The sequence below is a fragment of the Pseudoclavibacter sp. JSM 162008 genome (assembly GCF_041366455.1).
Lineage (GTDB): Bacteria > Actinomycetota > Actinomycetes > Actinomycetales > Microbacteriaceae > Pseudoclavibacter.
This window is the reverse complement of record NZ_JBEWYX010000015.1, coordinates 62,429-81,765: the sequence shown is the minus strand read 5'-3', so window position 1 is coordinate 81,765 and position 19,337 is coordinate 62,429. Positions and strand designations below refer to the sequence as shown.

The 19,337-nt window shown below is 69.5% G+C and carries 17 protein-coding genes; 7 read left to right on the top strand and 10 right to left on the bottom strand.

What is annotated here, in order from left to right:
* The first annotated feature begins 25 nt into the window (after positions 1 to 25).
* A complete protein-coding gene (locus ABVF28_RS12995; protein ID WP_371030781.1) occupies positions 26 to 1,288 on the top strand; it encodes an MFS transporter in 1,263 nt (420 codons plus the stop codon).
* Between the two features lie 511 nt (positions 1,289 to 1,799).
* Here the strand turns inward: ABVF28_RS12995 and ABVF28_RS12990 are convergent.
* From ABVF28_RS12990 to ABVF28_RS12970, 5 genes are all read right to left on the bottom strand, one after another.
* Positions 1,800 to 2,237 (bottom strand): hypothetical protein, encoded by a 438-nt coding sequence (locus ABVF28_RS12990; RefSeq protein ID WP_371030780.1) that lies wholly within the window; start codon positions 2,235 to 2,237, stop codon positions 1,800 to 1,802.
* Positions 2,238 to 2,569: 332 nt separating this feature from the next.
* A complete protein-coding gene (gene glsA / locus ABVF28_RS12985) occupies positions 2,570 to 3,550 on the bottom strand; it encodes a glutaminase A (RefSeq protein WP_371030793.1) in 981 nt (326 codons plus the stop codon).
* A 109-nt stretch (positions 3,551 to 3,659) separates the two neighbouring features.
* The gene (glsA, locus tag ABVF28_RS12980) at positions 3,660 to 4,706 is read right to left on the bottom strand and encodes a glutaminase A (RefSeq protein ID WP_371030779.1); all 1,047 of its coding nucleotides are present in this window, start codon (positions 4,704 to 4,706) and stop codon (positions 3,660 to 3,662) included.
* A 9-nt stretch (positions 4,707 to 4,715) separates the two neighbouring features.
* Positions 4,716 to 6,428 carry a flavin monoamine oxidase family protein gene (locus ABVF28_RS12975; RefSeq protein ID WP_371030778.1) on the bottom strand — a complete coding sequence of 571 codons (1,713 nt, stop codon included), beginning with the start codon at positions 6,426 to 6,428 and terminating at the stop codon, positions 4,716 to 4,718.
* Positions 6,425 to 7,933 (bottom strand): amino acid permease, encoded by a 1,509-nt coding sequence (locus ABVF28_RS12970; protein ID WP_371030777.1) that lies wholly within the window; start codon positions 7,931 to 7,933, stop codon positions 6,425 to 6,427. Before ABVF28_RS12970 ends, ABVF28_RS12975 begins: the two co-directional genes overlap by 4 nt.
* Before the next feature lie 134 nt (positions 7,934 to 8,067).
* On the opposite strand from ABVF28_RS12970, the gene ABVF28_RS12965 reads away from it, so the two are divergent.
* The 5 genes from ABVF28_RS12965 to ABVF28_RS12945 all read left to right on the top strand — a co-directional run bounded on the left by ABVF28_RS12965 (position 8,068) and on the right by ABVF28_RS12945 (position 13,714).
* On the top strand, positions 8,068 to 9,576 hold the full coding sequence (locus ABVF28_RS12965) for a PucR family transcriptional regulator ligand-binding domain-containing protein (protein WP_371030776.1): 1,509 nt from the start codon (positions 8,068 to 8,070) through the stop codon (positions 9,574 to 9,576).
* Between the two features lie 157 nt (positions 9,577 to 9,733).
* Entirely contained in the window at positions 9,734 to 11,476 is a 1,743-nt protein-coding gene (locus ABVF28_RS12960) for a sensor histidine kinase (protein ID WP_371030775.1), read from the top strand.
* Positions 11,464 to 12,144: a response regulator gene (locus ABVF28_RS12955; RefSeq protein WP_371030774.1), complete on the top strand. Its 681-nt coding sequence runs from the start codon at positions 11,464 to 11,466 to the stop codon at positions 12,142 to 12,144. Before ABVF28_RS12960 ends, ABVF28_RS12955 begins: the two co-directional genes overlap by 13 nt.
* A 74-nt stretch (positions 12,145 to 12,218) precedes the next feature.
* Positions 12,219 to 12,779 carry an RNA polymerase sigma factor gene (locus ABVF28_RS12950; protein ID WP_104311611.1) on the top strand — a complete coding sequence of 187 codons (561 nt, stop codon included), beginning with the start codon at positions 12,219 to 12,221 and terminating at the stop codon, positions 12,777 to 12,779.
* Entirely contained in the window at positions 12,776 to 13,714 is a 939-nt protein-coding gene (locus ABVF28_RS12945; RefSeq protein WP_371030773.1) for a hypothetical protein, read from the top strand. The genes ABVF28_RS12950 and ABVF28_RS12945 overlap by 4 nt, the downstream gene beginning before the upstream one ends.
* A 136-nt stretch (positions 13,715 to 13,850) precedes the next feature.
* Here ABVF28_RS12945 and ABVF28_RS12940 read toward each other — a convergent pair whose 3' ends face one another.
* The 3 genes from ABVF28_RS12940 to ABVF28_RS12930 are packed head-to-tail and all read right to left on the bottom strand — an operon-like array spanning position 13,851 to position 17,972.
* Positions 13,851 to 15,077, bottom strand: a complete 1,227-nt coding sequence (locus ABVF28_RS12940; RefSeq protein ID WP_371030772.1) for a serine hydrolase domain-containing protein — start codon at positions 15,075 to 15,077, stop codon at positions 13,851 to 13,853.
* A 43-nt stretch (positions 15,078 to 15,120) separates the two neighbouring features.
* Entirely contained in the window at positions 15,121 to 16,779 is a 1,659-nt protein-coding gene (gene dacB / locus ABVF28_RS12935; RefSeq protein WP_371030771.1) for a D-alanyl-D-alanine carboxypeptidase/D-alanyl-D-alanine-endopeptidase, read from the bottom strand.
* Positions 16,776 to 17,972 (bottom strand): serine hydrolase domain-containing protein, encoded by a 1,197-nt coding sequence (locus ABVF28_RS12930; RefSeq protein ID WP_371030770.1) that lies wholly within the window; start codon positions 17,970 to 17,972, stop codon positions 16,776 to 16,778. The genes dacB and ABVF28_RS12930 overlap by 4 nt, the downstream gene beginning before the upstream one ends.
* A gap of 169 nt (positions 17,973 to 18,141) precedes the next feature.
* Here ABVF28_RS12930 and ABVF28_RS12925 point away from each other — a divergent pair, with 169 nt between their 5' ends.
* Entirely contained in the window at positions 18,142 to 18,651 is a 510-nt protein-coding gene (locus ABVF28_RS12925; protein WP_371030769.1) for a hypothetical protein, read from the top strand.
* Between the two features lie 111 nt (positions 18,652 to 18,762).
* On the opposite strand, the gene ABVF28_RS12920 is transcribed toward ABVF28_RS12925, so the two are convergent.
* The gene (locus tag ABVF28_RS12920) at positions 18,763 to 18,990 is read right to left on the bottom strand and encodes a hypothetical protein (protein WP_211890695.1); all 228 of its coding nucleotides are present in this window, start codon (positions 18,988 to 18,990) and stop codon (positions 18,763 to 18,765) included.
* A 76-nt stretch (positions 18,991 to 19,066) separates the two neighbouring features.
* Complete coding sequence (locus ABVF28_RS12915) at positions 19,067 to 19,288, bottom strand: hypothetical protein (RefSeq protein ID WP_371030768.1); 222 nt, start codon at positions 19,286 to 19,288, stop codon at positions 19,067 to 19,069.
* Positions 19,289 to 19,337 lie beyond the last annotated feature (49 nt).

Sequence of the window (19,337 nt, the reverse complement as noted above, 5' to 3'; positions counted from 1 at the left end):
AGCAGAGGTCCGCAACATGCAGGTCATGCCCGAACTCACCCCCTTCCGGCGCGGAATCGCCCTCTTCGCGCTCGCGCTCGGAGGCTTCGGCATCGGCGTCACCGAGTTCGCCACGATGGGCCTGCTGCCCGACATCGCGCGCGAGCTGCTGCCCGGCTTCGAGCAGAACCCGGATGCGGTCATCGCGCAGGCGGGCATCCTCATCTCCGCCTACGCCCTCGGCGTCGTCGTCGGCGCCCCGGTCTTCGCGGTGCTCGCGGCACGCATGTCGCAGACGAAGCTCGCCTTCTGGCTGCTCGGCATCTTCATCGTTGCCTCCGCCGCATCTGCGCTGATGCCCGACTTCGGCACCACTGCCGTCATGCGGTTCATCGCCGCGCTCCCCCACGGCGCGTACTTCGGCGTCGCCTCGCTGCTCGCGGCCCGCATCATGGGCCCAGGGAAGCAGGGGCAGGGCGTCGCGCTCGCGCTCTCCGGCCTCACGATCGCTAACATCTTCGGCGTGCCCCTGGCGACCTGGCTCGGCCAGGCCAGCGGCTGGCGCTACGCGTACATCCTCGTCGCCGCCATCTTCTTCGTCACGTTCCTGCTCGTCTTCTTCTTCGTGCCCCGCTACCCGGGCAACCCAGAGCGCAGCGCCATGAAAGAGCTCATCGCCTTCAAGAACCCACGCCTCTGGATCATGGTCGCCGTCGGCGCGATCGGCTTCGGCGGGTTCTTCGCCGTCTACTCGTACATCGCAGAGGTCACGACCCGTGAGACGGGCCTCGGCCCCGGCATCGTGCCCTGGGTGCTCGCAACCCTCGGCGTGGGTATGACCCTCGGCAACCTCATCGGCGGCTGGGCCGCAGACCGCAACCTCACGCGCACGATGTTCGTCGGCTTCGCCTCGTTCATCGCCTCACTCGTGTTCTACAGCCTCATCGCCTCGAACCCTGTCGGCCTCTTCATCGCCGTGTTCTTCCTCGGCCTCACCTCGTCGTCGCTCCTCCCTGCCATCCAGTCGCGCCTCGTGCGCATTGCCGACGAGGCCGCGCTGCTCGGCGCCGCCATCAACCACGCCGCCTTCAACGTCGGCAACAGCCTCGGCGCCTGGCTCGGCGGCCTCGTCATCGCGGGCGGCCTCGGCTACCTCGCGCCCGGCTGGGTCGGCGTTGTCCTCGCCGTCCTCGGCATGGCGCTGACGGCGCTTGGCGTCTCGGTCGAGCGCCGCGACAAGCGCCACTCCCTCGACACCACCGGCCTCCGCACAATCCCCGCTGCCGAGCGCGCCGACATCGACGCGTAGGGCAACGCCGACCGCTGGCCGCGACTGTCGCTCGCCGCAGCTGTGGACGATCGGGGCGGAAACCCGCTCCACCCCGCACCGGCGACCGAATCCCGACATGCAGCCTGATGGCGGGTGCTGGCCCCTGTGGAGAGATCCCCCGGGCAATGGTGGAATTCAGCTAGAGTCCCCGCGACGGTTGGGGGACCATGGAAATCTGCGGTGCACGCACACGGAGCGGGATGCCGTGTCAGAACGATGCAAGGACGTGCGAGTACCACTTGACCTCCGGAGGAATCGCAGTCCTGAGTGAAGCTGCCCCGCTCACCACTCCGAGCGAGCAGTCCGCACCCCGGCGGAGCGCCATCCGCAAGTTCGACCCGCCCGCTCACGATGCGCCGCAAACCACCGGCCCATCAGCACCACACGGGCAGCAGAGGATAACGACACCACCGGCAGCTCATGATGCGAACCGAGCAGAGGCCACCCCAGCACCCGCGGAGCGCAAGCCTCACCTCGCCGGTTGGTTCGGTCAGCTGACCTCTTCCGCTGCGCGCCGCCGAAGCCGCGGCAGGTAGCCGACGTAGCCCGGGCGCGACAGCCAGCCGAACCCCACGAGGGCCTCCAGGCTGAGCGCTGTGATCGCGCACCAGAGCGGAACACCGAACCACACCCAGGCGAGCGCGGATGTGGCTGGCACGCTCAACACCTCAAGTGTGAGGCCGAAGTCGGCGATGAACGTGCCAACCGCCACGACGACGCAGCCGACGAGCGACCCGAGCAGCGCGTACAGCACGCTCCAGCGTGCGTCCCTTACCCCGCCGACCAGCCACGCCGCGAGCTCCGCGAAACCGACCGCGAGGACCGGCAGCAGGAACTGGCCAGGCGCCACCGGGCGAATGCCGTCCTCCGGCGTTGTCCCCCACACGCCCCAGAGCACCAGCACCGCGAACGTCACAAGGAACGCCACGAACTGCGCCGCAAAACTCGACGCGTACCAGCTAAGACCAGGCAGAAAAGCCCGACTGCGCACACTCATGAAGACCCCCATCCCCCGTGCGCCCGAATCTAGCACCGGCTAGGCACGCCCCAGCCTCTGCCGGGCGCCGTCGAGTCCACATACACGCGCCGGCCTCGGAACTCCGAGAAAGCGGCCACGCACTGCACAGCATCGCTGCCCGGCGTTTCACCCCCTGGGAGCTACTCCAGGGGGCGAAACGCCGGGCAGCGATGGGCTGGACGGGCGCGAGCGCGAGCGCGGGCGCACCGCGAGGGCGCCGCGGCGCGCACCGCAGAGACCAGCTACTGCACGGTCGACGCGAAGAGGTTCAGCCCGAGCTTGTTCGACAGGTGCCTCGTCGCACGGATGCCGCGCACGCTGTTGCCGGCCGCATCCAGTGGCGGGGAGAACGTCGCGAGCGAGCCCTTGCCGGGCGCGATCGTGACGATGCCGCCGGAGACGCCGCTCTTGCCGGGCATGCCCACCTCGAACAGCCAGTCGCCGCTCGCCTCGTACATGCCGTTCGTCGCCATCACCGATAGGACGTCGCGGCTCACGGACGGGTCGACCACGTCGACGCCAGTGATGGGGCAGTCGCCGCCGTCGGCGAGCGTCGCGCCCATCGTCGCGAGGTCCTCAGCGGTGATCAGCAGCGAGCACTGGCGCGTGTACAGCTCCGTGACCTGGATGGGGTCGAGCGAGATGTGCCCGTAGCTCTCCAGCAGCCTCGCGATACCCCGGTTGCGGGTGTTCGTCTGCATCTCCGACTCGTAGACGCGCTCGTCGATCTCGAGCGTGCGCCCGGCGAACTTCGACAGGCCCTCGTGGATGAACGCCCACTTCTCATCCCACGTCGTGCCGGGCACCAGCGACGTCGTCGCCAGCGCGCCCGCGTTCACGAGCGGGTTCATGGTGCGCCCACCGTTCAGCTCGATCGCCATCACCGAGTTGAATGGCAAACCGGTGTTGTTCACGCCGATGCGTTCCCGCGCCTCCACGTGGCCCAGCTCCTGCACGACCAGCGCGTACACGAACGCCTTCGAGATCGACTGGATCGAGAACGGCAGCTGCGCATCCCCGAACGAGAAACGATGCCCCGTCGCCGAGGTGAGGCTCAGCCCGAACCAACCAGAATCAGCCTCGGCGAGCGCCGGAATGTAGTCAGCGACCCGCCCGTCCTGCACGTCGCGGTACCGCTCGTAGGTCTCAGACAGCATCTCGCGCACCCGCACCGGGTCCGGGAGGTTGCCGGTCGACACGACCCGACTGTCCGGTGCCACCAGGTCGGGTTCGTGCGGGAACTCGGTCGGATGCTCGAGCAGCGTCGACGGCGGGGCGTCCGCTGCCCGCTCGGGGAGCGCCTGTTCGGGGAGAGTCGTCACACCCACGAACCTAGTCCTGGACGGTGCCAGACGCGAAGAGGTTCATGCCGAGCTCGTTCGACAGGTGCCTGGCCGCCTTGATACCGCGCACGCTGTTGCCGGCGTCGTCAAGGCGCGGCGAGTAGCTCGCGAACCCGCCCTTGCCCGGGGCGATCGTGACCAGACCGCCCGAGACGCCGCTCTTGGCGGGCATCCCGATCTCGTACAGCCATTCGCCGCTCGCCTCGTAGAGCCCGTTCGCGGCCATGACAGCGAGGGCATCCCGGGAAGCTCCCTGACCGATCACCTGCTCGCCCGTCTTCGGGTTCTTCCCGCCGTCGGCGAGCGTCGCCCCCATGACCGCGAGGTCTTCCGTGCTGACAAGCAGCGCGCACTGGCGCGTGTACAGCTCCGTCACCTCGTGCGGGTCGAGCGTGATGTGCCCGTAGCTCTGCAGCAGGCGCGCAATGCCCTGGTTGCGGATGTTGTTCTTGCGCTCAGACTCGAACGCCTCCTCGTCGATCTCGAGGTCACGCCCAGCGAAGCCGGAGAGGCCGCGGAGGATGAAGTCCCACTTCTCCTCCCACGTCTCCCCCGGCGCGAGGGCCGACGTCGCGAGCGCGCCCGCGTTGACCAGCGGGTTCATGGTGCGGCCGCCGTTGAGCTCGATCGCCATGACCGAGTCGAACGGCAGGCCCGTGTTGTTGACGCCCACGAGCTCGCGCGCCTTCGTGTGCCCGACCTCCTCGCGCACGAGCGCGAACACGAACGCCTTCGAGATCGACTGGATCGTGAAGAGCAGCTCCGCGTCGCCGCGACTGTAGCTCTGCCCCTCCGTCGAGACGATGCAGATCCCGAACAGGTCGGGATCCGCATCCGCCAGCGCAGGGATGTAGTCGGGCACCTCGCCGTCGTCGACCGACGAGAACTGCTCGTACGTCTCGTCGATCGCCGTCTTCACGTCGTCGGAGTCGGGCAGCTGGCCCGTCGAGATCGCCGAGCGGCTCGAGTGCACCATCTCCGGCTCGTCGCCGAACATGTGCGTTGCGTCTATGGAGCCGTTCCCAGTGTCAGTCACACGGGAAGGCTAGTCGAGGCGCACCGGAGCAAGCTCCGCCCACACGTCCCCCGGTCCAGGGTTCTCGGCAGCGGATGCGCCGCCCAGGTGCTTCGCGACGCCCCATACGGCGTTGAGGGCCGTCGTGACGGCGCCCTCCGCCCAGCCCGCCGTGAAGGAGATGTCGTCGCCCGCGAGGAAGATCCCTCGCTGCTCGGCGGCGAGCTCGTCCTGCACGAAGTGCCCGAAGAGGCGCTCCTGGTACCGGTAGTGGCCCGGCAGGTTGTTCTTGAAGGCGCCCATGTAGTTGGGGTCGGCCTCCCACGACACGGTGATCGGCTCGCCCACGATGTGCGCGCCGATGTCGAGCCCTGGGTAGATCTTGTCGAGCGAGTGCAGCATGAGCCGCGTGCGCTCCGACGCGTCGAGGGCCAGCCACTTGAGGGCGTCGTCGTTCCACGTGTAGGAGAGCAGGATGACCGCCGGCTTGTCTGGCCCCTCGTCGATCAGGTAGGTGGCGCGAGGCAGGCGGTCGGTGAGCGTCATGCTCATGACGGGCTTGCCCGTCGCCGGGTCGAGGTCGCGCCAGAACGGGCGGTCGACCATGACAAACGTCTTCGACGAGAGCATGTAGTGGCTCTTCTCGATGGCCGTCCACATCTCCGGCGTGAACAGCGCCTCGTCGGTGTCGATGCGGGCCGAGAGCAGCCACGACTGGCACGTCACGATGGCGGACGCGAACTCCTGGGTGCGCCCCCACTTCTCCGTGATGCTGACCCCGCCGTTCGCGCCGCGCCTGATCGCGGCGACCGCGCCGCGCGGCACGCCGCCGTGAAGGCTCGCGAGGCTCGTGCCCTCTGGCCAGTGCTCGAGCTCGGTCGGCTCGTGGTGCCAGAGGTCGACGGGCAGCTTCTGCGCACCACCCACGATGCGGCGGTGCGCGTCGTCGGCGTTCGTGAACACGACCCGCAGGATCTCGAGGATCGAGTTGCCGAAGTCGGTGTCCCATCCACCCGTGCCGAAGCCCACCTGCCCGAAGGCCTCGATGTGCTCGAAGCTGAGATCCCTGAAGGCCGCGCTCTCTGCCACGAAACCGTAGAACGAGCGGTTGTCGAACTTCCCCACCAGCTCGTTCCAGGCGACCTTCAGGGTCTCGGTGTCACGCGCCCGGATGGCGTCCTGGATGCGGACCAGGTCGGCCTCCTCCGTCAGCGCGCGCTTCCACGCCTCGGCCACCTCCGTGAAGAACGGGGGCAGATCGGCGGGAGTCTCCGCGTAGAACGAGGTCCCGGCGAGCTCGATGACGGTCGACGGGGTCACCTCCGCGAGCGGGTTGGGGAACGCCTGCGTCTCGAGCCCGAGCAGATCGACGTAGTGGTAGAACGCGCGCCCCGACTCGGGGAAGCGCATCCCACCCAGGTCGGCGATGACGCTCGGAGCGGCGTCGAACGAGCGCGTCTTCAGGCGCCCGCCGATGCTGTCAGCCTCGAAGATGACGGGCTTGAGCCCCATCTTCATGAGCTCGTACGCGGCGACGACACCTGCGACTCCGGCGCCGACCACGGCCACCTCGGTGCCGTGGCGGTGCTCCGGCACCGAGCCGAGGCCCGCCGGGTGCGCGAGGAACTCGTCGTAGCTGAACGGGAAGTCCGGGTTGAGCATGGTCACCGGCTGCGGGTCCTGCGGCGTGGATGCGCCTTCAGCGCGCTGGGGGCCGCTCGGCATCGGGGTCGCGATGGTCACTTGTGCTCCTTCATGATGACGGGGGTCGCGGCCGTTGCCGCGTTGACGTAGTCGTTCTCGCTCATGGCGCCGACGATGGAGTGCTTCCGACCGTACGCGAAGTACAGGGCGACGCCCACGACCATCCACAGACCGAACACCATCCACGTCGTGCCGCCCAGGGTGACCATGAGGCCGAGGCACATGACGATGCCGAGGATCGGCACGACAGGGAAGAACGGCACCTTGTAGCTGCGTGGCAGCTCGGGGCGTGCCCGGCGCAGGTAGATGACCGAGAGGTTCACGAGCGCGAACGCGAACAGGGTGCCGATGCTCGTCGCATCCGCCAGCTCGCCGAGCGGGATGAACGCGGCCACGATCGCGATGATCGTCCCGACGATGACCGTGCCAGCGACCGGGGTGCCGGTCGAGGGGCGCACGCGGCCGAAGATCTTCGGCACCATGCCGTCGCGCGACATGCGGAACAGGATGCGCGTCTGCCCGTAGTAGACGGTCAGCACGACGCTCGCGATGGCGATGACGGCGCCCACCGAGAACATGAGCGCGAGCAGCGGCTGGCCCGTGATGTCGGTGAGGATGCGCACGAACGCGGCCTCGCCGTCGTTGAACTCGGTCCACGGGAGCGCGCCGATGGCGGCGACCGCGACGAGGATGTAGACGACCGTGACGATGATCATCGACAGGATGATGGCCCGCGGCAGGTCCTTCTGCGGGTTCTTCGCCTCGTCGCCCGCCGTGGAGGCGGCGTCGAAGCCGATGTACGAGAAGAAGAGGCGGCTCGAGGCGGCCGCGACACCGGCGGCGCCCATGGGGGCGAGCGGTTCGAAGTTCTGCGTCGTGAACGCCGTGAAGGCGATGAAGACGAAGATGAGCAGCACGATGACCTTGATGGCGACCATGACCGTGTTGACCCAGGCGCTCTCCTTCGCGCCGCGCACGAGCAGCAGCATCGCGACGATCACGAGGGCCGCGGCGGGCAGGTTGAAGAAGCCGCCGTCGAGGCCGATCGGGTTCGCGAGGGCCGGCGGCAGGGCGAGGCCGAAGACACCGAGGGTCTCGTTGACGTACTGGCCGGCGCCGACGGCGACGGCCGCGACGGACACGCCGTACTCGAGCACGAGACACCAGCCGCACACCCAGGCGACGCCCTCGCCCATCGTCGCGTACGAGTAGGAGTAGCTCGAGCCGGACACGGGAACGGAGCTCGCCATCTCGGCGTAGGAGAGGGCGGAGAGGAGCGCCGCGAGGCCAGCGACCGCGAAGGCGATCCACACAGCCGGCCCAGCGAGCGGGACCGCGGTGCCGAGGATCACGAAGATACCCGTGCCGAGCGTCGCACCGACGCTGATCATCGTCAGCTGCCACATGCCGAGCGTGCGCTTCAGGCCGCCCTCGCCGGACTCGGTCAGCGACTCGTCGGTGAGCTGCTCCAGCGGCTTGCGGCGCAGGAGCTGCGCGCCGAGCGGCGTGCGGGACCTGCCGGTCGTGGTGGGTGATGTCGCCATTGACGGTTCCGTTCTTGATCAGGGATCGATCAGCTCTGTTGAGCGTGGCCATCGTATGGTCGCACCGCGAAGCGCAGACACGGGCGATATGCTCGGTTCGTCGCGAAGATGCGACAGAATGCACGGGAGCTCGCATGCCATCACCCTCGTCACCGCACGGCCAGATCACGATCGCCCAGCTGCTCGCACGTCCCGAGCTGCACCTCGAGGCGGTCGTCGACGGATCCCTCGACACGAGCATCCGCTGGGTCGCCTCGAGCGACCTCCCCGACCCGACCCCGTACCTCCTCGGCGGCGAGTTCCTGCTGACCGCCGGTGTGGGCCTGCGCGGCCTCGACGAAGCCGGCCTGGCCCGCTACATCGAGCGGGCCGTCCGGGTCGGCGTCGTGGCGATCGGCTTCGGCATCGACCCCGTCTTCACCGAAGTTCCCCCCGCGCTCGTCGACGCGTGCCGGGCGCACGCCCTCACCCTCATCCGCATCCCGAGCGACACCCCGTTCGTCGCGGTCACCCGCACCTTCGCCGAGATGACCGAGCTGCGGCGAGTGGATGCGCTGCGCACGCTCGCCGACGCCACCCGCAGGCTCCTGCGCGCCGCATCCGCCGACCAGCCGGAGACCGCCGTCGCGGCGGCGCTTGCCGAACGCCTCCACTCGTGGGCCGCCGTCGTCGGCCAGGGCGGAACCGTGCGCGCCCGGGCGGGACAGGTGCCGCCGGCGCCCGTGCTGGGCGCCCTCGCGGAGGCCGCCGACCCGACCAAGAGCGGCCACGCCATCTACCCGCTGCGCAGCCTTGGCGGCGCGTCCCTCGGCACCCTGCTCGTCGAGGCCGCTCCCCCGGCCGGCTCGACAGCCCACGCGTTCCTCACGACGGCCCACGGCATGCTCGAGCTCATCGCCCGACAGCGCACCTCCGGCAGCGTCGCGCCCGGGCAGCTGCTCGTGCCGCTGCTCCTCGAAGAGGGTGACGTCTTCGCGCGCTCGACCGTCGGCCAGGACGGCGAGCTCTGGCGCGAGCTGCTCGCGCAGGCCGCAGGCGGTGATGCGCGCGCCCGGACGCTTCGGGTCGTCGTCGCCTGCGCACCATCCGCCGCGAAAGGCACCAGCGAGCTGCACCGCTGGCGGAGCCTCTTCGACACGAAGCTCGTCACGATCTCCGCCGAGCACGCCACCGTGACGCTCATCACTCGCCTCGACGTCACCGAACGACGACTCTCATCCCTCGTCGACGAAGGCTGGAGCTTCGTCGTCGGGCGGCCCGTCGCACCCGAGCAGCTGCGCGCATCCGCCGCCGAAGTCCGCGCCCTCGAGCGTCGCGCGCGCGAAGACGGTGGAGTGGTGCGCGTCGGCGCCGACCTCGCCCCCGTGCACTCCTTCATCGGCACAGCCTCCGGCCGGGCGCTCGCCGACCGGCGCCTCGAACCGTTGCTCGCCCTCGACGCCGTCGCGCGGGATGCGAAGCTCGCGCTGCTCCGAGCCTGGCTGCACGCCAACGGGCACTGGGACGCGACCGGTCGCGAACTCGGGATCCACCGCAACAGCGTGCGCCGCGGCATCGACCAGCTGCGGGGGCTGCTCGGTCTCGACCTCGACGACGCGCGTGTGCGCGCCGAACTCGTCATCGCCCTCGACTACGTCGAATAATCCCCGTTCATCACCCGGGGAGATAGTTCACTCGGCGCGAGCTGGCGCGCCGGGATAGGCTTCGGTCCACGCTCCCCCAGCGCGCAGAGCTGCCTGTCCTCGGTCACCGAATCCGGACAAGCCGAGCTGCATCTCTTGGCCTGAGCCGAGGTGACCCGTGACCCGTTCCACCGACTCGCTCCCTCTGCCGACACGACTGCGCGCCAACCGAGGCGATGCGCTGCGCCCCGCCCTGCTGCTCATCGCCGTGCTCGCGATCGCCCTCGGCGGCATGCAGCTCGCCGTCGGCGTGGATGCGCCCGCCCCGTTCTGGGTGCCGGTCGCGTTCACCGTCGTCTTCTTCGTCTGGACCGCCGCCGGCGTCATCGCGTGGTGGCAGCGGCCGCTGAGCATGGTCGGCGGTCTGCTGCTCGTCGGCGCGATCGCGATGTTCCTCGGCGGGGTCGGCAACCTCGGCCTGCCCGTGCTCGTCGAGCTGAGCACCGTCTTCGCCACCCTCATCCTCTCAGTGACCGTGCACCTGCTGCTCGCGTTCCCCTCCGGACGGCTCCAGGGGCGGCTCTCCATCGCCACGGTGTCCGTCGGCTACGGGGTGACGCTCCTGCTGCAGATCCCGCTCTACGCGCTGCCGCCCGACTCCACCTCGCACGTCATCGCCGTCTGGGTGCAGGCGGCCGTCGGACTCAGCGTCATGGGCGTCACCGCCGCGCTGCTCATCCGCCGCCTCCGCTCCGCCGACCCGAAGAACCTGCGGGTGCTGCTCCCCCTGTACCTGTACGGGATCCTGGCGGTGCTGAGCATTCCCCTCTCCGCCAACGTGCTGCGTGTCCTCGGCGCTCCGGGCGAGGTGATCGGCTCCATCCAACTGGTCGTCATCGCGGGCATCCCCGTCGCATTCCTCCTCGGTGTGCTCATCGGCGGTTACGCGCAGACAGTGGAGGCGGAGGCGCTCAGCGCCTGGTTCAGCCTCGCCGGCTCCGCGCGCACGGTCGTCGGCCCGGCGCTCGCCCGTTCCCTCGGTGACGACTCGCTGCGTGTCGCGTACTGGGCGGACGAGCGGGAGGCGTTTGTCGACGAGGACGGGCTCGACGTGGATGTGCGCGCCCAGTCCGAGCCGCGCCGCTGGCAGGAGGTGCACGTCGAGTCCCGACTGGTCGGTGCCATCAGCTACGACGGGCGGATGATCGCCGACCCGGAGAGCGTGCGCCGGGCCGGTCGCGTGCTCGCCATCGCACTCGACCGCGAACGACTCACCGCGGCGCTCCTCGCCAGCAACGAAGCGCTGCAGCAGTCGAGGCTCCGCATCGTCGAGACCGCCGACCGCGAGCGCGGCCGCATCGCCCGTGACCTGCACGACGGGCTCCAGGTGCAGCTCGTGCTGCTCGCCCTCGAGGCGCAGCAGATCGCGAACTCCGCCGACGCGCATCCGTCGACCGTGACCGAGGCGACCGCCTTGCGGCACCGCATCGACGTCGCCGCCGCCGACCTGCGCAGCCTCGTGCACGCCGTGCTGCCGTCGGCGCTCGTGGAACGCGGCCTGACCGCGGCCGCGGAAGACCTCGTCGACCGGCTGGAGATCCCCGCCAGGCTCGTGAGCGACGGCGACGATGCCGCTCTGCCCTCCGCCACCTCGCAGTCGGCGTACCTCATCGTCGCCGAGGCCCTCACCAACGCCGTCAAGCACTCGGAGGCGCGCTCGGTGGAGGTGCGCATCACGCAGACGGGAAGCCTGCTGAGCGTCTCGGTGCGCGACGACGGACGCGGCGGCGCGCGCCTCGAGGGCGGCTCCGGGCTGAAGGGGCTCGTCGACCGCATCGACACCCTCGGCGGGTCCTTCGCCTTGATCTCCCCCGTCGGGTCGGGAACGGAAGTACGAGTGGAGCTGCCATGCGAGTCGTGATCGGTGAGGATGAGGTGCTGCTGCGGGAGGGGCTCGGGCATGTCCTCACCAACGACGGCTTGGAGGTGGTCGCCTCGGTCGGGACGGCGGTCGAGCTGGAGGTCGAGGTCGAGCGGCACGTCCCCGACCTGGTGATCACCGACATCCGGATGCCGCCGAGCTACACCGACGAGGGTCTCGTCGCGGCGCTCCGCATCCGCCAAGCCCACCCCGAGGTGGCGGTCGTCGTGCTCTCGCAGCACGTGCAGCGGCGATACGCGAGCGAGCTCATCGGGGAGCGCGACGGGGGCGTCGGCTACCTCCTCAAGCAGCGCATCGCGGATGTGCGCGCGTTCACCGCGGACCTGCGCCACGTGCAGGCCGGCGGCACGGTGCTCGACCCCGACGTGGTCGCCGTGCTCGTCGCGCGCGCGAGCAAGCTCAGCGGGCCCGTCGGAGACCTCACGCCCCGGCAGCTCGAGGTGCTCGGCCTCATGGCCGAAGGGCGCAGCAACAGCCACATCGCCGCGCGCCTCGGGTCGTCCGAGAAAGCGGTGGTGCACCACACCTCGAACATCTACGACACCTTCGGCCTTCCCGTCGCCGCCGACGACCACCGCCGCGTGCTCGCGGTCGTCCGCTACCTGGCGGCGGCGGGCGACCTGGATGGCGGAGCCGGCATCCACTGAACGCACCCGCGTGTCCGTCGACCGCGATCTGCGCGGATTTGTAACAGTCGCTCGTTTCTGGGCATGTAGGAGATGTGAGCCCGAACAGACTCGAGAACCACCGCGCGGAGCGCTTCTCCGCGCTGTACGACGACAGCTACGTCGACGTGCTGCGATTCCTCGCCCGCCGCACGTCTCTCCACGCGGCCGAGGACGTCGCTCACGAGGTCTTCCTGACCGCGTGGCGCCGCCTCGACGACGTGCCGCCACTGCGCGACGAGGCGCGCGCCTGGCTGTTCGGCACGGCGCGCAACTGCCTGCTGCGCGAGTGGCGCGAGAGGGGCAAGCGGAACGACCTCAGCGTGCGGATCGCGGACGCCGAGCAGACGCTGCCGTTCAGCGACGAGGCGCGGGCAGCTGACACCCGCCTCGACCTCGCCACCGCGTGGAGCCGACTCGACCCGAGCCACCAGGAGGTCCTCTCGCTCGCGATCTGGGAGCAGCTCCCCTCCTCCCTCGCCGGGACGGTGCTCGGCATCAGCGCCCAGAGCTACCGCGTCCGCCTGCACCGCGCCAGAGCCGCGCTGCGTCAGCACCTCGAAGAGCCGACACCACCACCGCATTCCCCCTCGACCGTCACGGAGCACCAGGCATGAACGTCGACGACGAAACCCTGAAGCAGCTGCGCAAGCTCGACGCTGCACCGTTCACGACCCTGACCGAGAACCAGCGGGCACGAGCCGCGACGGGCAAGGCGAGCATCCTCGCCACCCCTCTCGAGAGTGAAGCGCAGCCGGTCCCCTCCGCCCGTTCTCGCAGAGGCCGCGCACACACTCGCTCGCGCCTCGCGTGGAGCGTCGGCCTCGTCGCGGTGACGGGCGCAGCCGTGGCAGCACTCGTGTTCGCCGCGACCACCTATCTCGGCGCCCCGGGCCCCGTCGTCGGCACCACGCCGGACGCGACGAGTGAGCCGTCACCGTCGACGCCCGCGCCCGCAGAACAGCCGCAGCTGACCGAAGCCGAGGCTGTTGCCGGATGCGTCGAGGCGTGGCGACCAGATCCGTCCATCCAGTCACCAGAGCGGTACAACGCCACCTACGTGAACGACAAGGCCATCGCGAACGTCGTGGACGGCGAATGGCAGATCACCCTCGTTCCAACGCGGCAAGTTGAGGCCGAATGGAACCTCTTCTGCAACTCGTTTGGCGAGGTCGTGACGACGTTCACCAACGGCTACGAGGATTGGCCGACGCTCCCGTCACTCCTGGCGACAACCACCGGTGAGACCGTGCTGCTCACACCGGAGCACTCGCCCACGCGCCCGATGTACAACCAGGTGATGGGGACACTCGAGTTGAGTGACACCGGCTGCTGGTACCTCGTCGATGGCCGGAGCCGGGCGCTGCTGCAGTTCCCGTTCGGTTCCGTCCTGAGCGACGACGGCCAGAGCGTCGACGTTCCAGGGCTCGGCACCGTGCGCGCAGGCGTCGCGATCGATGGGACCGGTGAAGTCGGATCGGCCCCGTCTGATACCCCGGAGAGCTGCGGCGGACCGGCGCAGCCAATGGCGTTCTGGCACGTGACCTCGTGACGCGCCGGCCCCAACCTCTTCAAGACGCCGACACGTCCGGTGCCATAGGTCGTTTTCACCCCATTCGACCGCCCCAAGAGGGGTGAAAACGACCCAATTGCGGGGGCGCGGGCGCGGGCGCGGGCGCGGGCGGACGCTAGCCCTCCACCGGCTTGCTGTACAGCGCCCCGATGAGCGCCTTCGCGATCTCGGTGGCCGGCCCCGCGCCGTTCGCCGCCGGGGCGAGGTTCGCCCACACCACCAGCGTGACGTCGGCCTCCGGGTCGTAGCCCATGAAGGAATTGAAGCCGGGAAGCTCGCCCGTGTGGCCGTAGAACTGGCCGAAGTGCGCGATGTTGTAGCCGTACGACGGGTCGGCCGGGTTCTTGCTGGTCGGCTGGAAGCTGTCCATCCGCGCCTGCTGCATGTCCGGTTCGAGGATGTCGCCGCTCTTCCCGCCGAGCGCTTCCACCCAGTCGGCGAGGTCGCCCGCGGTCGAGAGGCCGGCGCCAGCCGACCACGCCCACGACGGGTTGTCGAGGGTGCCGTCGTTGGGCGTGAACGTGCCCTCCTCGACCTGCTTCATGAGGTCCGGCGGCAGCTTCGACGAGCCGAGCGTGTTGACGTTCGTCCACCAGAAGTAGCCGTCCGAATGCGGTGACGGGATGCTGCTGTCGCCGATCTCGGGGAACGACGTCTCGTCGAGGCCAAGCGGCGTGAAGATGCGGTCCTGGTAGATCTCGGCGAGGGGCTTCCCGTCGAGGTCCTGGGCGATGAGGCCGAGCAGGATCGTGTTGGTGTTCGAGTAGTGGTAGTCGGTGCCCGGCTCGAAGTCCACGGGCAACGGCAACGCCAACTTGATGAGCTCCTCCGGCTGCCACACCCGGTCGGGTTCCTCATCCAGTGCCGTGTTGAGCTCGAGCGTCTCCGTGTAGTTGGCGAGCCCGCTGCGCATGAGCAGCATCTGCTCGATCGTGATGCTGTCGCCGTTCGGCACGTCTGGGCGGTACTTCGACACCGGGTCCTCGAGCGCGATCTTGCCCTCCTGCACGAGCTGCAGGATGACGGTGCCCGTCCACGTCTTCGTGTTGGAGCCGATGCGGATGTGGTCGTCGACCGAGACGGGCGTGCTGCCGCCCGGCTTCGTCACACCGTAGGTCGCCGTGAACTCCCCCTCCGGCGTGCGCAGCAGCATCACGGCGCCCGGCTGCCCGAGCGCCTCCGCGGTCTCCTCGAAGACGACCGTGACCGCGGCTTCGTCGAACGGCTTGAGCGTGGATGCGGGTGCCGAGGCTGCCGGCGTCTCAGCCGCGCAGGACGCCAGCCCCAGAAGGGCCACCAGTGCTGCGGCGGTCACCGTCGTGCGCTTCGCGATCGTGGACATGTCCTGTCTCCTCATCTGGTTCGTGCGCGTGCATCCTGGTCGGTCAGTAGGCCTGCTGGATGATCGCCGCGACCTGGCCGACGTTGTCGTTCGCCTCGAAGACGCCCGGCATGCCCTCGTAGAAGCCCTGGTTCACGATGATCGTGAAGGCCAGGTTGCGGCCGGACTCGGTCTGCATGACGCCGCCGAGGGTCTTGGTTGCGAGGCGGAGCCGATCGTTGAAGGCGTCGCCGCCCACGAGCGTGCCCGTCTTCGCGTAGACCTTCCCGGCTGCCGGGCTGTCCTTCTGCACGTCGGCGAGCGACCCGTCGACGCCCAGGATGGGCATCGTGTCGCGCCACCGCTCGGCATCCGGCCGCTCGGCCATGAGCGACTGGATCTGCACGGCGTTCTTCGGCGTGATGTAGTTGCCCTCGAGGCCGGAGCCGTCGACGAGCGAGGCGCCAGTCGTATCGAGGCCGGCCTCGGCCCAGATCGCCTGCGCGACGCCCATGCCATCCTCGTCGCAGTCGTTCTTGCCTGCGTCGACCGCGAGGCGGCAGATGAGGGTCTGGGCGCCGCGGTTGTAGCTGACCTTCATGACGTAGGTGATCTCTTCGGCGAGTGGGAGCGACTCGAGCTCGGCGACCGCGGGCAGCGCCTCGACGGCATCCCACTCGGGGAGCGCCGACGTCGGGTTCTCCGCGAACGGGTCCGCACTGACCGTCACTCCCGCGCGCTCGAGCGCCTCGATGAAGGCCGTACGGGCGAACGTCGACGGGTCGTCGAACTCGAAGACGCGCAGCACGGGGTCAGCATCCGCGGCGATCGTGCCGGACACGACAAGCGTGTTGGGGTCGCTCGCCGATACCTTCGGCGCGGAGACCTTGGACTCCTCGCCCGCAGGCACCGTCTCCACCTGCAGGTCCAGCGTCCACTTGCCGACGGCTGGCGTCAGCGCGGCAGTCGCAGGCTGGCCCGCCTCGCCCGGGGTGACGAGCACGTCGAGGAGGTTCTGGTTGATGACGATCGGGGTGATGGGCTGCTCGGCGAGCGTCCCCTCAAACAGGCGGTCGTCGATGATCACGTCGCCGTTCACCGTCGTGATGCCGGACGCCTTCACCTGCCCGGCCAGCTCGTCGAGGCCCGTGAGCGGGTCCTCCGGGGTGAGCGTCGCACCCGGCAGCGGGTTGGCGTCGTTGTGATCGAGGTTCGCGAAGCTGACCGTGCCGTCGTCCTTCGTGCGCCCGCCCATCGTCAGGTCTCCCTGCCCGACGAGCACGAGGTCGCCATCGAGGGTGCCCGCCGAGACCTCACCGGACTGCTTCACTGGCGTCGTGACCGTGTGGTCCGGCCCCCACTTCACCCACGCAGCTCCTGCGCTGTACGTCTTCACGAACGAGCCCGGCTCAGCGAGCTTCTCCGCGTCGAGGTCGATGAGCGTCTCCCCCGTGTCCAGGTCCTCGACGGAAATCGACCACCGGCCGCTCGAGAACTGCGGCTGGTTCATCACCTCGAGCGCCTCGTCCGGGAGCCCCGGGACCGAGACCAGCGTCGTGCCGTCCCAGACCGGGACGTCCGCGTCGTTTGCATCGGCCGCGACGCACCCCGTGAGCAGCAGCATCGTGACGGCCCCCGCCGTCAGGACGCTTACGCCGCGGCCGAATTCTGGTCGGCGCATCCGCGCGGCACCCTCGCCCGAGTTGGGCTGGCCGGCGATCATGCGCCCATTCCGTTCGCGAGGGCCTCAGCCAGCGCACGGAAGCCCTGATCCGCTGGATGCGCATCCGGGTTATTCGAGACATTCATGTAGACGACGATGCTCGCCCCAGTTGCCGGGTCGTGGAAGGTCGCGGCCGTGAAGCCGAGCCCCTCGCCGTTGTGCCCAAGCCACCCGTTCGTCTCGCCCATGCCGACCGCGTACAGGTCGTAGGGCGGGCTCGGGATCTTGTGCCCGATCTCCCGCAGCTCCTGCGTCTCCGACTTCAGCAGCGCGCCCGTGCCGAGCGTCTCGGCCCACGCCCTGCCGTCTTCGAGGGTCGAGAACAGCGAACCGGCCGGCCCGAGGATCGAGGAGTTCTCCTCCATCGGCATCGGCTCGCCGTCGATAACGTACCCGGTGGGATGCGGCTCCGCCCAGTCGTCGACGTCCGCGATGTACGTCGTGCCGGTCTGCCCGAGCGGGGTCAGGATGCGCTCCTGGATGGCGTCCGCGTAGGCCGCGCCGGTGACCTTCTCGACGACCGCGCCGAGCAGGTTCGTGTTGGCGTTCGTGTACACGTACTCGGTGCCGGGCTCGAACTGAGCTGGCTGGTCGAGGACGAAGCTGTTGAGCTCCTCGAGCGTGTAGACCTTCGTCGGGTCGGCCAGGAACTTGTCCTGGAAGGCTTCGGTGACGTAGTCGGCGTTGCCGCTCGACATGTTCGCCAGCTGCAGCAGCGTGATCTTGTCGCCGTTCGTGACGCCATCGACGTACTGGTCGATCGTGTCGTCAAGGCTCAGCTCGCCCTCGTCGGCGAGCTGCAGGATCATCGAGACCGTGTACGACTTCGTGATGCTTCGGATGGGCCACGACATGTCGGTCGTCGTCGGTGTGTTCGCCTCCACGTTCGCGAGGCCGACAGCGGTCGTCCACGAGCCCTGGCCCGGAATCCACACACCGACAGCAGCGCCCGGAACGTCGTACTCGGCCATGACCTCATCGAGCGCTGCCCGCAGCTCGTCCTGGAGCTCAGCGGGCAGCTCGCCCTCCGGGGCGGCCGACCTGGTCATCTGCGGCGAGGCCGGGTCTGCGGAACTGCCGCCGCCGTCACCGCCGGCACTCGTGCATCCGCTCACCAGCAGGCCGAGGACGGTCGTCAGCGCCACGAGCGGCAGGATTCGGGAGGTTCGGTGTGGAGCCTGGTGCGTCGGCATGATTCCTCATTCGTCGAGGTTCCCTGAGACGCGTCGGGGGGGGGGGTGGCGTCTCAGGAAACAGACTCGCGGACGAGTGCGGGGCGCGGAAGGGACCTAGGTCCCTGCTGGTCAGGCGCGGTCGAGAGGCTTCTCGGAGGTGTTCCTCAAATTCAGTAGCATCACGCTCATGAGCGAAGCGCGCGTGAGGGCACGACGAACCAAGGCAGGCCGGGCGCCGACGGCGAGACGACGCCGCGGGGTCAGCGTCGCGCTCGGCGTCGCGATCACCTTCGGAGGGGCACTCACCGCGTGTGCGCCGACCGCGCAGCCATCGGAACCGGGCGAGACGATCTGGCCAGCGCCGGGGCCCGCGAGCACGACGACCACCGACACGACCATCCTCTACGCGGCTGGCCGCGAACCGACGTCCGTCATGGAGGCGAGAGTCACGGGCACGCTCGCGCTCAGCGAGGGCGGATGCTGGGTCGTGGGCACGGGCGATGAGCAGACCTTCGTGCAGTTCCCCTTCGGCTCGGTGCTCGCGCCCGGCGGGCAGAGCATCGACGTGCCGGGCTTCGGAACCGTCGGCGCCGGCGACACCATCGACGGAGGCGGCGGGTACGGGAGCGCGCCGGCTGATGCGCCCGAGGCCTGCGGGGCCCCCGGTCAGCCGATGGTGTTCTGGCAGACGACCTGAGCGGCCCCGGAGGGCGAGCGGTGGGGCTCAGACGGAGGGGTCGGCTTCACCCGGAGGCGTGGACCTCAACCGGAGCGGGTGGGCTTCAGCCGGAGCGCGAGCGACGAGGCCTCAGCCGGAGGGATTCTCAACCGGGAAGCCGTCGGCATCCGTGCCCGCTTCAGGGTCGACCTCGCTCGGCGGGGTGGGCACGCTCTCGTTTCGGGCCGCGTCCGGGTCGCCGCGGTCCTCGCCCACGGCGCGGACGCTTCTCAGCGCGTCGCGCTCGGCCGCTTCGGCCGCCTCCGCTGCGCTTGGACCCTCGTCGGACGTGTCGGCACCTGCTGGCTCGTTGGTCATGGCCCGGACGCTACGCGACGAAGATCTGTGGCGCCGAGGGGTTGCGCGCCAGCGCTGGCGGTGCATCCCTCCGCGATCAGCGGCGGCCGGTGCCCTGGTCGCCGCCCTCACCCGACGAGACCTGTGCGTCGCGTCGCCGGCGGGCCGCCTCACGGTAGACGACCCAGAGGAGCGTCGTCGGCAGGATCAGCAAGATGCGATGGAACAGGTCCCCGGTCTGGAAAGACGCGGCGACGACGAGTACCGACAGCAGCACGAGGCCCGCGAGAATCCAGCGGCGTTCGGTCCTGGTGTTCATATCGACCTCCGGTGTTCGACATTGTGGTTCGCGTTCCGGTCGCGCGCCC